Source organism: Lysinibacillus mangiferihumi (assembly GCF_003049665.1).
Lineage (GTDB): Bacteria > Bacillota > Bacilli > Bacillales_A > Planococcaceae > Lysinibacillus > Lysinibacillus mangiferihumi.
The window spans coordinates 1-13663 of sequence record NZ_PYWM01000020.1; the positions used below are offsets into that span (position 1 = coordinate 1).

A 13663-nucleotide genomic window follows, 5' to 3' on the forward strand; every position below is an offset into this window, starting at 1 on the left:
TGATTAGCTCAAATTGTTTTGCTGGCATCAATTTTGATGTCCAAAATTTTGTTTCGTTCACTAACGAAGTTAGCTAGTAAAAACTATATTGATTACGTTTTGCTTGTTCAGTTTTCAAGGTTCATTTTGTTGCCGTTTGTTTCAGCAACTTTTATATAATACCATTTTCAAACTCAGCTGTCAACAACTTTTTAAAATATTTTATTTTTTAAGAAGTGACAACTTTTAAATCTTACCACTTTCGAATGTTATTGTCAACATTTTTTTGCGGTCGTTATTTAAGAAGTTTATAATACTTAATGTTGCGTCGTCTTAACGACAAGTAATAATTTATCACGATTCTAAGATCTCTGCAAGTATTTTTCTGCAAAAATATTATTTCTTTAAAAAAACGTCATTAGTAAGCTATTATATAGTAGTTTCTAGCTACGATGTTTTTATAATTACTCTTGCTTTGAAAACATTGTTATTACAATACCTCTGTTTTTGTCATTTCTCAATAAAAAAAAGAGACCCTTTTCAACAAGGATCTCCTTTTTAATTATTATTTCGTTATGTGGCGCATTGTTGGGAATAATAGTACATCACGAATTGATGGTGAGTTTGTAAGAAGCATGATTAGACGGTCAATACCAATACCTAATCCACCTGTTGGCGGCATACCGAATTCTAAAGCTTCAATAAAGTCATTATCCATTTCGTGTGCTTCGTCATTGCCCGCTTCTTTCTCAGCTAGTTGCGCTTCAAAGCGTTCACGTTGATCGATTGGATCATTAAGCTCTGTGAATGCATTCGCATGCTCACGACGTACGATAAACAGCTCAAAACGATCTGTGAAACGCTCGTCCTCTGGATTTTTCTTCGCTAAAGGAGAGATTTCTACAGGATGACCGAATACAAAAGTTGGCTGCACTAGTGTTTCTTCTACTTTTTGCTCGAAGAATTCATTAATAATATGACCGACTTCATGGGCAGCTTTGACTTCTACCCCGTGTTCTTTTGCAAGTGCTTGCGCTTGTTCCTTCGTCATTGGCTGCCAGAAATCAACGCCTGTAGCTTCTTTAACCGCATCTACCATATGAACACGTCTCCAACCTACAGCAAGGTTGATTTCATCTTCACCGTATTGCACGGATGTTGTGCCAAGAACTTCTTGTGCTACGTGGGCAATTAAGTTTTCTGTTAATGACATGATATCTTTGTAGTCTGCATATGCTTCGTACAGTTCAATCATTGTGAACTCCGGATTGTGACGAGTTGAGATACCTTCGTTACGGAATACACGGCCAATCTCATAAACTTTTTCAAGTCCACCCACGATTAAACGTTTTAAGTGCAACTCAATAGCAATACGCATGTATAATTCCATATCAAGTGCATTATGGTGAGTAATAAACGGACGAGCCGCTGCACCACCAGCAATTGTATGAAGCATTGGTGTTTCTACTTCTAAGTAGCCTGCATTATCTAAATAGTTACGAATTGCGCGGATAATTTTAGAACGCGTAATAAATGTTTTTTTGCTATCTTCGTTTGTCATTAAATCTAAATAACGTTGACGGTATCGTTGTTCTACATCTTGTAAGCCATGGAATTTTTCAGGCATAGGACGTAGCGCTTTTGTTAGGAACGTAAATCCTTCAGCCTTCACTGAAAGTTCTCCCACTTGCGTACGGAATACGTTACCACGTACACCTACGATATCACCAAGGTCAGCTTGTTTAAATAAGTCATAAGCTTCTTCACCAACATGATCCTGACGAACGTAAATTTGAATTTGTCCACCTAAATCTTGAATATGTGCAAAGCCAGCTTTCCCTTTACCGCGCTTTGTCATAATACGACCTGCGATAATCACTTCTTGTAGGTTTTCTTCTAGCTGTTCTTTTGTTTGATCTGCAAATTGTTCGCGCACTTCTGTAGAAAGATGTGTACGCTCAAATCGACTACCAAATGGATCTTGACCGTTCTCTTGAATAGCAGTCATTTTTTGACGTCTCACCAATAGCTGATCATTTAACTCTTCTATGTTTGACACTTGTTTCACTCCTTATTAAATTGTCCGCGTTTACGTCCATCTAACACCGCGGTTTGTTAATGTATTTGATTGTAATCTGTTTCAAATATAACAATACTTAATAAGTATACAACAGAGTTTTGTTTTTTGCTGAAATTGATTGTAATTTGTTTATGGCATCGTTTCGGCATCATAATTTATTCATTACTGACAACACTTACCAATATTGATACAATTTAATAGAACATATACATGCAAAGGAGACTACTTTACAATGAAGAAAACATTAATTTTTAGCGCAGCACTTGTACTATCTCTAGGACTAGCTGGATGTGGTGCGGATTCATCTAAGGAAGAAAAACCGAAAGAGGAAACTCAAACAACTGCATCTACTGGTGAAAAAGGTACAGCTAAAGAAGAGAAAAAAGAAGATGATAAAGCTCTTAAAAGTGGTACATATAAAGTTGGTACCGATTTAAAAGCAGGTGAATACTTAGTAAAAACAGATAGTCCGATTGGATATATCGAAGTTGCTAAAGACAGCACTGGTGCACTCGGAAGTATCATTTTTAATGCAACACCTACACAAGGGTCTCATATTTATGTAACTGTACAAGACGGACAGTATTTTAAAGTTGATGGAAGTAAATTTTATTCTGTAGCAGATGCACCATCTGTTATTCCACAAGACGGTATTTATAAAGATGGTCAATTTAAAGTTGGTACAGATATCCCTGCTGGAGAATACAAATATTTTCTAGATAGCGAATCAGGTATAGGGTACATTGAAGTTTCGAAGAATAGCAGTCATGACATAGGTACAATTGTTACGAATGAAACTCCTCAAGCTGATGGATATATCACAGTAACTGATGGTCAATATTTAACGCTACAAGATGTATATATTAAAACAAAATAATTCTATTTATTATAGAAGGAAGCCACTCATTATTTTTTAAATGAGTGGCTTTATGTTTTAATAATCAACATCAGATACTTTCAATATATCCAAAAAGTGTACTTTATGAATATCTCTTATCTTATCCTGGATATGTATTAACTTAGTGTTAGCATCCATCTTAACAACTGTACCTTGTAATGGTTCATCCATCTTATATACAGTAAATACTTTTAACTTATTTTCTTCCTTAGCTTCACCTAACACAACCGCTAATTCTTCTAAATCAAATTCATCACGATCTAAATGTTTCTTTTCCTTTGGCGGTGTTGGTGTAGTTCTCTGTGGTTTATCTAACTTCTTCGGCTTCGACCATTTCGTTGGCTTTGGAACTGCTGTAAATGACATGTATTCTCCTCCTTTAAATAAGAACGTTTGTTTGTATATATTATAGAACTAATGTTCTTATTTAGCAATAAAAAAATACCAGGCTCACATTTTTTGTGGTTACCTGGTATTTTTTCGTCTTATAATGTCCGTTTTACAACCGAAATGAGTAATCCTAAAGCTTCGCCGTCTGTCATTGAACCAACTCTTTCGCTATGGTCCACCTTCAAGATTCCTTTTTGGTAAGTCGCTTTTAACAATCCTTTTAAATCCTCTTTAGCTGTTGATGTTAGTGTGTTTGGCACTTTTGTTTCCTCCTTTAGTTGAATAGTATTTGTTGGATTCATTGCTTCTTCAATTCGTTTCAAGAAGCTATTCCAGCGGTTTTCACTTAAAATTCGATGTGGACAGTATTTTCCGTTCCAATCTTGGTGTTTTTTAACTCGCTCAATGCCCCAACCATACTCTTTAAGTAGTTTCGCTATATACTGTACAGCGTTTTCCTCTGCGGCAGCATAACGGACACCACCACTTTTGCTGTAACAAATTTCAATACCGATTGATTTACGATTACCATTTCCTTGACCATCACCACAATGCCAAGCATTACGGTTAAATCGAATGGCTTGAATCACTTCTTTATCGTCAATTGCAACATGATAGGATACCTGATTGTTGTTAGTAATCATGTATTTAATTTCGTTGCCTGCAGAAGCATCATTTGCGGTATTGTGTACCGTAATATACTGTGGTGTCATAGAATAAGGCGCTTTTATTGGATACTTACTAGCAGGCAATAGGTTTTGTTTGAAAACATAAGCCATTATTGTTCACCTTCTTTTTTAGCAGCCTTTAGTAAATCAAACGTACCAGAAGCTGTAAGCCCTGCAATAAATCCGGCCATCAACATCATATACGCTGGATACTCTGATAACGGCCAACAAACTAAGCCAACAAAAATACCAATCACTACCGATGTGATTGGCATGTACTGTGTTTTAATTTTAAATGTCTTTTTCAATACCTCTGATACCGCTAAAACGATAGCCACCATCACCATTGCAATCATAAATATGTTTGTTAAATCCATTATTCATCATCCTTTTCTGTATCTTTATTTTTGAGAGAGTGTTTTTCAATACGGTCCACACGACCTTCTAACACATTCAGCGATCGGTTCATTCCTTCGAGTGCGATTGCTGTCCTTTCTTGTGATTCATTTGACCGTTCTAAGTGGTCCATTAATTTATTTTCGCGTTCTTCTGCTCGATTCATTAGATTATCATTTTTGCTCATTAAATAGCGAAATGCCCCAAATGCAATAATTAAACAAGCTATCGCCCAAACAGCTTGACTTGTAGCAATTTCATTTGCTGCAGCTACATCCATACCATCACCAATCCTTTGCCTTATTCAATTAAAATAAAAAGCCATAAGAAGCATCGAGAGTCAGTAACATGTACTGTTGCCCATCTCGATTGCTCTCATAGCGCCAAAAAAACCATAAAAAATAACGCTAAGCCTATGCTTGCGTTTGTTGTGCGTCTATTTCGGTTAATAACTGTGTATATTCTTCATCTTTCAATTGGTTATTAGCATAAAAAACATTTACTTTATTCTGCATAGCAGCCTGCTCATAACGTTTACGCTCAATTAAAAACTTACATAATTCAAATACTGTCATTTTAGTTACCTCCCAATCCTAGCTCACTGCGTGATACTAAGTATTCTGTGTTTAATAATGTTTGAGCCTGCATTTCTTCAACTGTCGGCTGTGGTTCGATTGATGGTGTTGTTGGTGGTATGAATACTTCTGTATCAGTATCATAAGTACTACCTAACTTCACGTCTGAGTCGTTAATCAAAATCATATTGTCCGCTGTTACTTCGCCGGTCAAGTCACTGATTGCTATTACAACGTTATTTTCGTTTAATTGTGCATATCTAAACACTTTCTCACCACCTTAATAAAATTCGATTACTTGCCAACTACACGCAGTGGCATTTTGTATAGCATTAAAGGTAACTGAGGTTGCGGTTATCGCCACTATAGATAAACCGGTATTAGCAGTATTCGAATTAACTATAACAAACGCTTTTGAAGGGTTAATAGTACTGAGAGAAATTACAGTATCAGTACCTCCGTTGTGTGTAAAAACACCTCTTTGCACAGACTTAACAACACCCTTTGCTACGTCAGTCATCAACCAATTCAATTTTGCATGGGCTACTGCACTTGTACTATTTGATGCTGCTGTTGTTGGTGCACCTAAATTTGCAGTAGCAGTATTCGTATTAACTGTCCCTAAAGTACTCAATAACCAATTTAACTTAGCATGGGCGTTACCACCTGTAGAATTACTTGCTGCACTTGTTGGTGTACCTAATAGAGCAATCAGTGTATCAACATCTACACCCAATTCCTGCGCAATAGTGAGAATCTGCTGCTGCTGCTCGTATGTCGGAAAATTACCATCAACATTCATCTATATCACCTCTCGAATACTATATGTCATACAACCTAGTGTCGGATTGTAACCAAAACCAATTTGGTGCAGTTTACCTTCATGAATAAATTGATTATGTTGCGCCTTATCTTCCAAGTGTGTATTAACTTTCGTTTTTAAAGCATTTAACTCATTTTGTAATTCAGCCGTACCACTATTTTCTTGCAGTTCTTTCATTACAAGATAAGAACGATTAAACAACCAATTCATATGTTGTGCTGATGGCTTCATACCTGGTTGCCACCCTGTTGTTTTTAAACTTTCGGGCGGTTCTACGCCTTGATTTAGCCATATTGGTAATTCACTTAACATAGTGTCTCACACTCCTTAAATAGGTAATTCATTATCTTGGGAAGGTGTATAGACAGCACCGTAATAACCACCTATAACCTCATTATTTATGTCACCTAGACCTTTGTTGTTGTCGATTGAGTTAGTTATATCACCAAATTCGAAAGTACCCGTAAGTTCGATTACTCCAACCTTCACTCCTGCTGCTACTGTACGTTGCACAATTCTCACAAAATTAGTCGGGTCTAAGCCTGCCTCATTCAATTTTGTAAGTGGTAGCTCGATAACTTTAATCGCTGCTGGTTCTGGTTCTAAAGGATCGTTCCACTTCTCTTTAATTTTTATCATTTTGGGCTCTACTGATAATGCAATAGCTAAGACCTGTATAATGGTATCAATCGTTCCGTCGCTTAGATTTCTAGCTATTTTCGACTTCAGTAATATTCGATACACTTCGTCATTCGCAACACCACGCGGTTGATTTACGTTTTGTCCAATCAAATCAAGCCCTACACCCTCAGCGTCGTCTATGTTGCGCCATTGTCTTATACGATCGTTAGTATCTTTGACCTCTTGTGCCTCTGCCGCAAAGATACTCATTAGTTTAGAAATATTAGAATCAGGCGTTTTATCAAAGTAATCCGCGAATTTTTTAACGATTGATTTTGTGCTAAACATTAACTGTCACCTCAATGTCATTGAAGTGTGTTTGAGCAACTTCTTGCAATCCGATTACCACGTTTGAGTCGTTATAATTAATGCCGTCCTTTGATACTTCAACTATTACATCCTCTATGCCGTCAACGCTGTATGTTTTTGCGATTAAACGAGACACTACTACATCATCACCCATGTTTAAACCAGCGTAAGTATTGTTATTAACATCCGTGCCTCCAACGTATTTGATAAGCGCTGTTTTGATTTGATTAACTCCGTTAGATGTAAATGATGTATTCGTTGTTACATTTACTTTGATATATACATTTACTTCATTAGCTCTTGTAAATCCAATTTGTTTTACTTCTCCACTCAAATCAAGTACATCAAAATAAGTTGTGCCATAAGGTTGTATCCCTCCAGCTTTCTTTTCATGTATTGCCTTTGCGATTTCTTCATCACTGCCACCTAGCACAAAAGCTTGAATTGACCTAGGTGGTGTACCGTATTGGTCTACCTCATCTTTATAATTTTCAATAACTTTTGCTGCGCGGATGCTTGAAATTTTTAATAGATTGGTACGAATCGCTGCTGTGGTAGCTGAGCCTATACCTTCAACCGTTATATCTGCTCGTTCCCTTGCTTCTGCATCGGTTTCTTTTTCTCGTCCACCGTTGGTTTTTAAAAGGTTATTTACACGTATAATGTCTGCATCTGGATTTACTATTTGAGTAATCGTATTTGCTCCTACATTGCCCCGTGCGCCAATTTCATAGGCCACTATATCAACAAAACCTTTACCTTCTTCATTAAGCGTTAAATCATACATTGTTTCAAAATAAATATCGTTTTCTGTAGACACTAAAAAACCACTTTCGATAAAGTGGTTAGGTGTGCCAATAACTTCAATTTGTCCGTAAGAAAAATCAGCTAAGTTTCGTGTTATACCTGCGTACGGAAGCAACATGTCTAATTGATTACCTTCAGCAGTCTTTCGATACGCACTATGATAAACATCTTCTGTATCTTGCCAAAGCAGTGAGAAAAACCATGCCATAATGCGAATGATAATACCCAATACTGACCGTTCTGTAGTATTAGCATCCGCACCAAACTTTTCTTTTGCTTTAGCTGACATACTATCAACTAATTCGCTGTATGTTTTTCTTTTAAACCCTGTCTTATCCAGCGTCATTTATAACCACCTCTTCATTCAAAACGGTGCCATCTATTAGTGTTACACTATAAACAATCACACGAATTCTGTTAGCATCGCTTATTTCTACACTGTTTATTCCACTGACCCGTTCTTCTTGAGAAAGCACACGCATAACCTCTGCTCTCGCTTCATCTTTCGTTGATTTTTCTAATACACGTTTAAAATCAAGTCCAGCTGCTTCATTTAAGAACCACTCTTTCAAGTTAGTACCTAATGAAATAGCAATACACTGCGCGACCTCTTTTTCATCTTCATCTAACTTGAAATCACTATTTTCAAAAAGTAAGTCTCCGTTTAATAGAGCTAGTGTTTTCACTAAAACACCCCCACTATTACTGCGTCGTGAATATCAAACATTCTTGCAGTGCCTGGATAAACATTCTGTCCGTTTTGTGCTTCATCAATAGCTCGCTGGTTAAATATCACTTGAACTATGTCGCCATTTTTTAAGTCTGGAATCATTTCAACTGATTCTGTAAAAGTTATTTCATTATGCACGTGCTCACCTGTACCTGTATATTGCGGATGAGGTGCAGTATCTGTTGTTATAGGAATTGGTTGATTATTATGCACTTTATAACGTTGGAAAAGCACTGGTACATTTTCGATAGGAGCCAAAGAACTTTCATCTTGTCCATATTCTTTCACTTTGAATAAGGGTTGTATTTTAGCTCTTCGTTTAGTCTCATCATAAGCAAGGACTTTACAAGGCATAGCTGTATTTAAGTTCATATATACTTCATGTTGAAGCGTTTTAAAAAACTCGGTCATATTCGTCATAGTATCGCCTCCACTTCTGTGTAGAATGAGTTACCTTTGCAAATATGCTTACCTTTTTTTACACGCACTTTGCTCTTTGTAACAATTGATTGAAGTTCGATAATTGATGCTGTATTCATTCGGTGTTGTAACAATGACTTTGCTTTATAACCTTTCATTACTATACCTTTACGTTCAGTTTCAAAATATTCTGGTGATCCAACAAGACCTGTATCAGGACTTAGTACAAATCGGTGGTTATCACCTTCTGTAATTGGCCTAATATATGTTTGTTGTCTAGAAATGTAAGCAGATGCTCCGCAATCGTTCGCAACATCTTGTATTTTTTTGAATATCTCTCCGTTAATAGAAAATCCTTTATCATACAATTTGTTTTTCGGTAATTTAAGTACGGCCACTTTCAACCCTAGTGCTTTTACCAAATCCTTAATAATAGCATCAGCTTTTATTTTGCCTTTATAAGACCGTTGCAAAGTCTTTTTTACATTGAAAGAATAAGTGTCTATAACTTTTATAACTGTTGCTCTATCGGCTCCTAATGGCGTTGTAGTAATACTATTAATGCGACCGCTAAGTATTAACCCTTTGTCCTCAACATAGCCAGCAGTTATTGAAATGACCTCACCGCGTTTTAATTTATTCCTAGTTGATTCTGATAAATTGTAGATAGTAATTTCACTGATGTTTGGCTCCAAATCATCATCAAAAGGTACTTCAAACTCAATGTCTAAATCTGTATTATTAAACTTTAAATTGCCTGTCACGACCTCTACATATCGTTTAAATAATTTACTCATTGTTGTTCACCAACTTTAAAAATACTGTTTTATTCAAATTTGCAAATGTCACACGAGTTTCTTTACTTGATGGATCAATAGGAATAATAGTCGGTGCTGGAAAGCGATTATCGAATACCTCATTAAATAAAGGCATAGCATAAACAAGCTTTTCGCCTTGTACTAATATCTCTCCATCCTTTTGTAGGTCTAGCGTGAAGTAATCGTGTAAATTATTGTATCGAATTTCGATTATAAATAATTCAGCGCCCAATTCTACCTCGAATCGATAGGGAATGAGCGCTTTTTCTATTTCTATATATTCAAAGTCAAGCATTGTTACACCACCCTTAGTTTTACGCCTACAGGAATTTTCTTCGGATCATAACTGTTCCACTTTTGTATGTCTTGCCACTTGGTACCATATTTTTTGCCGAGCGAAGAATATGTGTCGCCTTTTTTAACGACATGATATACAGGTGATTGTTTTTTATTTTCCGTTTGTTTCCGTCCAGCTTCGGCAACTGGTGCTGTAGCTGCTTTAACTTTAGGGTCTACATAAGACGATTGAGCGATACGAACCTCTGTTAAGGTGCAACTGAAATTATATCCATTCATCACTTTGGAACTGGCTTTAATAGATAAACCACTCATGAGCAAGTTCTTATAGATTCGACGTCCTTCATAAGTCACTAGTTGACCTTTAACCTCAATACTTTTCAACTTACTTATGAGTGATTCAACTCGCTCGTTCGTCGGACGTATTAAAAGGCCCGATAACTTAACAACTTCTGGCTTTCGCTCGATGTGATCTGATAGATTAATACCTTTTTCAACTTTATGGGTAGGGATGTCAACGTTAAAATCAGCATCTTCACTAACGACATGTATTAACAAACCATTTAAGCGCGCTTTACCGACTAATTCTTCTGCCATTGACTATCCCTCCCTAGGTGTTGACATAACACTCATCAAGTCTGCAATGTAATCTTCAAGTTCCTCTTTAATACTGCGGGCTGTTCCTTGTGGATTATCTCCACCTTGCACATAAATATTAATTGGTGCAGAAATCTTGGAGTTATTACTACTCGTTGAATATGTCGTTTGATAGCTTCCACTGTTGTTTTCTCTTAAATCTAGTTGCGGACTACTGCCATCACCTTTTAATACACCAATATCTCGCAATGCATTTGATTGGTCTGCGGTTAAAACAGCTTCATCTTTGTGTAATTCGGCAGCATACCCATCGAAAGGAACTCTACCCAATCCAGTTGCGTGTGATCCATTAAAAAAGCCTCCAACCGTACTAGCAGCACTCTTAATTTTCCCGCCTATATTAGACATCCAATCTGGAACCTTGACATTAGCGAACGCACTAACTAATTCTCTCACAGCACTGATTACACTTGTCACTACATCGATTATTTTTCCAAATGCCCTAACTATCGCATCAAGAATTGGCTTTAAAATAACCCACATACCTGAGAAAATGCTCCCTATTATCGGTATTAAAGGCGCTACAATGTCGTTAATCAAAAACATAATATTGTCACCGATTGTGGAGAGTAAATTTTTCAATGGTTCTAAAATAGGTTTAACAACCGACCATACTTCGGAAAATGCTTTACCTAGTATCGGCAACAATGGTATTACGACATTGTTTATTAGAGAGCTAATAATATCGTATACATTTGTCACCAAATCAACGATAATTGGAAAAACGGTGCTAAAAATATCTTGCAAAGTCGGAAAAATCGAAACGAATGTATCTACTAATGTTTGACCTAAAAGTTTTAGATTGTCTAAAAAATTCCCCAGAGTCGGTAATAAATCTTGTATTAGTGGCTGAATGGACGGCATTAAATTATTCATAAATGCGTCAGCTAACTGTTTGGTCCATCCACCTAATTCGCCAAATAACGGTGCTACATTGGATGCAATAAACCCTGTTAATAGTTGCAATCCGGCTAAAACCACCGTTCCTAGTGGTGCTAATGCAACGATAACGTCACCGAGAACACCGAACACATCACCTAATATGCCCAATAATGCTGGTCCATTTGTTTTTGCGTATTCTATAAATGTTTGGAATCCGTTAGAAGATGCTAGACTTCCAGCCCATTCGTTGAAACTAGCAGTCATCGATAGTAATCCTTCTTCTATTTGTGCGCCTACTGGAGAAAATGATGCCAACATTTTAAAAACACCGCTGAATACATTTCCAAAAATGTGAGCGAAACTATATATCGATTCTGCTGCATGGGTTTCTAACCATTCAAAAAAGCCCTTTAAGCCTCCACCCACTACAGAATTATTCATTTCATCTAATAACTCATTAATTACCGTGGCCACGCCACTAATGGTTGGTTCTAATCCAGTCAATATGCTCTTTACTAGATTTAAACCATTTGCAAATGCATCGAATATCGGATTTTCGAATTGTTTGGTGAAATCCCCAAAAAAGTCTTTGAATTCTTGTAGTTCTTTCAATGCTCCACGTTGGGATTCACTCATGTCATCATATACAGCGGCTAATTCTTTTTGTGCTGCTATCCGTTCTTTTGCGGTGTCCGCGTTTGCTATTTTCTCCTCAATCTGGGCGACTTGATCCGCACTTTCAAATAAATTAGTCATCACTGGAACAGCGACTGCCCCTAAAGCAGCTACCCCTAGTCCTGCAGCTAAAAATGATGCTGCCAAACCACCAACTAAAACAATTAACGGTGCCAGAATAGCGAGAATACCACTTAAGGCACCAGTAACACCTACACCCATCGCAATACCTTTCATTCCAGCCAATGAAAATGAGTTGCCCATCATTGACGTTGTGACAGTCGCTATCAACTCATCTTCAACGATATCCTCGATAGAATTTTCAAGAACATTTGCCATAGCTGAAGCACCAGCTAGTTCACCATTCAATCCATTTAGATTGTTGTTATCTAAATCATTCACATTTCTATCAGCTTGTCGAATGTCCCTTGATAAGTCGTCGAATTCATCTGCTGCAGACCTGGCATTTCTTTCAATTTCATCTAATCCGCTAGAATCAAAATTACCTAAAGATCTCCTTATATCGTTAATAAGCTCGTCTAGTTCATCTAAGGGCTCGTCGTCAATTTCCAATCCGATTTCAACGAATAAATCGCGCACATTACTCATTTACTCGCCTCCCTCGCTTGCTGGATTTTTTCGATGTGAATATCTAACGCGGCATTAGCTTCAAATAATTCATGATGTGTCATGATACTTGCTTCTCGATACGAAAGCATTTTTTCTAAAATTGGTCTCCACATCAGCCAACGAGTTTCAGCTTTTGTCCGATAATATGAGTCGTCAAACTTAACGAAAGATAAATTTCGAAGCTGTTCGCATTACCTCTGTGAAAACTTTCATGCTGTCGAATTGTTCAAAATACTCAATGTTAATGCGTTGTGGTACGCCTTCTTCCTCAACGAATACTACATGTTCTAAGAACTCTTTATACAATTCTTTTTCAGATGTATTACCGTTTTGGTCTTTCGCTCGTTCACGAATATCTAATGTTGCCTCTAACCCAGGATGCTGAAAAATAAATTTTTTCCCTGCGATTTCTTTTGTTTCTTTTTTACCGTTCATAGCCATACGTTTTCTCTCCCATTCTTTTCGTTTTAAATGATTTGTAATGTGATTTTTTTTCATTGCAAATTAAAAGAGTGAGCACATGGCCCACTCTCCTTTCTTTTTATTTAACTTGGTAGTCAAATACTTTGATTGTATAAACACGGTTGGCTACAGACTTACCATGCTCGATGTCTGGAACCTTTGTAATCATTGCCTTTGTGCCACCTACAACCTCTTTGATTTCGTTGTTACTGTTCACCCAAATAGGGAACATTGTGCGTTCGTTTGCAAGTTTGTTGAGTGTCACAATAGATGGTGATGTTTGATTCAACGTGATTTCTACTGTACCGAGCGAATCACCATTGATTGATACAACAGCATCACCTTGAGCTGAAGAACTTGCTTCGAAGTTATCGTTATCCTTTGAGCACTTAACCATAGTTCCATCAGCATAACCAGTTAAAATAATTCCATTTGCTGTCGTTGTAACCTTTCGTGCATCGTATGTGCCAATATGTCCTGTCATTT

19 protein-coding genes and 1 pseudogene are annotated in these 13663 nt (G+C 37.0%); 1 reads left to right on the forward strand and 19 read right to left on the reverse strand.

The window, feature by feature from the left end; genetic code table 11:
- Positions 1-544 precede the first annotated feature (544 nt).
- Entirely contained in the window at positions 545-2047 is a 1503-nt protein-coding gene (gene lysS, locus C9J37_RS17370) for a lysine--tRNA ligase (RefSeq protein ID WP_174412966.1), read from the reverse strand.
- A 244-nt stretch (positions 2048-2291) separates the two neighbouring features.
- On the opposite strand from lysS, the gene C9J37_RS17375 reads away from it, so the two are divergent.
- Complete coding sequence (locus tag C9J37_RS17375) at positions 2292-2936, forward strand: Rv1352/Rv1906c domain-containing protein (protein WP_107896360.1); 645 nt, start codon at positions 2292-2294, stop codon at positions 2934-2936.
- A gap of 57 nt (positions 2937-2993) precedes the next feature.
- On the opposite strand, the gene C9J37_RS17380 is transcribed toward C9J37_RS17375, so the two are convergent.
- From C9J37_RS17380 to C9J37_RS17460, 18 genes and pseudogenes are all read right to left on the reverse strand, one after another.
- Entirely contained in the window at positions 2994-3323 is a 330-nt protein-coding gene (locus C9J37_RS17380) for a YolD-like family protein (protein WP_107896361.1), read from the reverse strand.
- Positions 3324-3673: 350 nt separating this feature from the next.
- Positions 3674-4126 (reverse strand): annotated as a pseudogene (locus tag C9J37_RS17385) (peptidoglycan recognition protein family protein); the annotation flags it as partial.
- Positions 4126-4392 (reverse strand): holin, encoded by a 267-nt coding sequence (locus tag C9J37_RS17390; RefSeq protein WP_107896363.1) that lies wholly within the window; start codon positions 4390-4392, stop codon positions 4126-4128. The pseudogene C9J37_RS17385 and the gene C9J37_RS17390, both read right to left, overlap by 1 nt.
- A complete protein-coding gene (locus C9J37_RS17395; protein ID WP_107896364.1) occupies positions 4392-4691 on the reverse strand; it encodes a hypothetical protein in 300 nt (99 codons plus the stop codon). Before C9J37_RS17395 ends, C9J37_RS17390 begins: the two co-directional genes overlap by 1 nt.
- A gap of 133 nt (positions 4692-4824) precedes the next feature.
- Positions 4825-4986, reverse strand: coding sequence for a hypothetical protein (locus tag C9J37_RS28360; RefSeq protein ID WP_167397349.1), 162 nt, complete (start codon positions 4984-4986; stop codon positions 4825-4827).
- A 1-nt stretch (position 4987) separates the two neighbouring features.
- Complete coding sequence (locus C9J37_RS17400; RefSeq protein ID WP_107896365.1) at positions 4988-5254, reverse strand: hypothetical protein; 267 nt, start codon at positions 5252-5254, stop codon at positions 4988-4990.
- A gap of 12 nt (positions 5255-5266) precedes the next feature.
- Positions 5267-5788, reverse strand: a complete 522-nt coding sequence (locus C9J37_RS17405) for a hypothetical protein (protein WP_107896366.1) — start codon at positions 5786-5788, stop codon at positions 5267-5269.
- Positions 5789-6121: a hypothetical protein gene (locus C9J37_RS17410; protein WP_107896367.1), complete on the reverse strand. Its 333-nt coding sequence runs from the start codon at positions 6119-6121 to the stop codon at positions 5789-5791. It lies immediately after the preceding gene.
- A 15-nt stretch (positions 6122-6136) separates the two neighbouring features.
- Complete coding sequence (locus C9J37_RS17415) at positions 6137-6778, reverse strand: DUF2612 domain-containing protein (protein WP_107896368.1); 642 nt, start codon at positions 6776-6778, stop codon at positions 6137-6139.
- Complete coding sequence (locus C9J37_RS17420; protein WP_107896369.1) at positions 6771-7952, reverse strand: baseplate J/gp47 family protein; 1182 nt, start codon at positions 7950-7952, stop codon at positions 6771-6773. The genes C9J37_RS17415 and C9J37_RS17420 overlap by 8 nt, the downstream gene beginning before the upstream one ends.
- The gene (locus tag C9J37_RS17425; RefSeq protein WP_107896370.1) at positions 7939-8292 is read right to left on the reverse strand and encodes a contractile injection system sheath initiator; all 354 of its coding nucleotides are present in this window, start codon (positions 8290-8292) and stop codon (positions 7939-7941) included. The genes C9J37_RS17420 and C9J37_RS17425 overlap by 14 nt, the downstream gene beginning before the upstream one ends.
- Positions 8292-8756 (reverse strand): Gp138 family membrane-puncturing spike protein, encoded by a 465-nt coding sequence (locus tag C9J37_RS17430; RefSeq protein WP_107896371.1) that lies wholly within the window; start codon positions 8754-8756, stop codon positions 8292-8294. The genes C9J37_RS17425 and C9J37_RS17430 overlap by 1 nt, the downstream gene beginning before the upstream one ends.
- On the reverse strand, positions 8753-9553 hold the full coding sequence (locus C9J37_RS17435; RefSeq protein ID WP_107896372.1) for a phage protein: 801 nt from the start codon (positions 9551-9553) through the stop codon (positions 8753-8755). The genes C9J37_RS17430 and C9J37_RS17435 overlap by 4 nt, the downstream gene beginning before the upstream one ends.
- Positions 9546-9869 (reverse strand): phage baseplate plug family protein, encoded by a 324-nt coding sequence (locus C9J37_RS17440; protein ID WP_107896373.1) that lies wholly within the window; start codon positions 9867-9869, stop codon positions 9546-9548. Before C9J37_RS17440 ends, C9J37_RS17435 begins: the two co-directional genes overlap by 8 nt.
- Positions 9870-9871: 2 nt before the next feature.
- On the reverse strand, positions 9872-10468 hold the full coding sequence (locus tag C9J37_RS17445) for a LysM peptidoglycan-binding domain-containing protein (protein WP_107896374.1): 597 nt from the start codon (positions 10466-10468) through the stop codon (positions 9872-9874).
- Between the two features lie 3 nt (positions 10469-10471).
- Positions 10472-12694, reverse strand: a complete 2223-nt coding sequence (locus tag C9J37_RS17450; RefSeq protein ID WP_107896375.1) for a phage tail protein — start codon at positions 12692-12694, stop codon at positions 10472-10474.
- Between the two features lie 180 nt (positions 12695-12874).
- Positions 12875-13156 carry a hypothetical protein gene (locus C9J37_RS17455; RefSeq protein WP_153063502.1) on the reverse strand — a complete coding sequence of 94 codons (282 nt, stop codon included), beginning with the start codon at positions 13154-13156 and terminating at the stop codon, positions 12875-12877.
- 100 nt (positions 13157-13256) lie between these two features.
- Positions 13257-13661, reverse strand: coding sequence for a phage structural protein (locus C9J37_RS17460; RefSeq protein WP_107896377.1), 405 nt, complete (start codon positions 13659-13661; stop codon positions 13257-13259).
- Positions 13662-13663 lie beyond the last annotated feature (2 nt).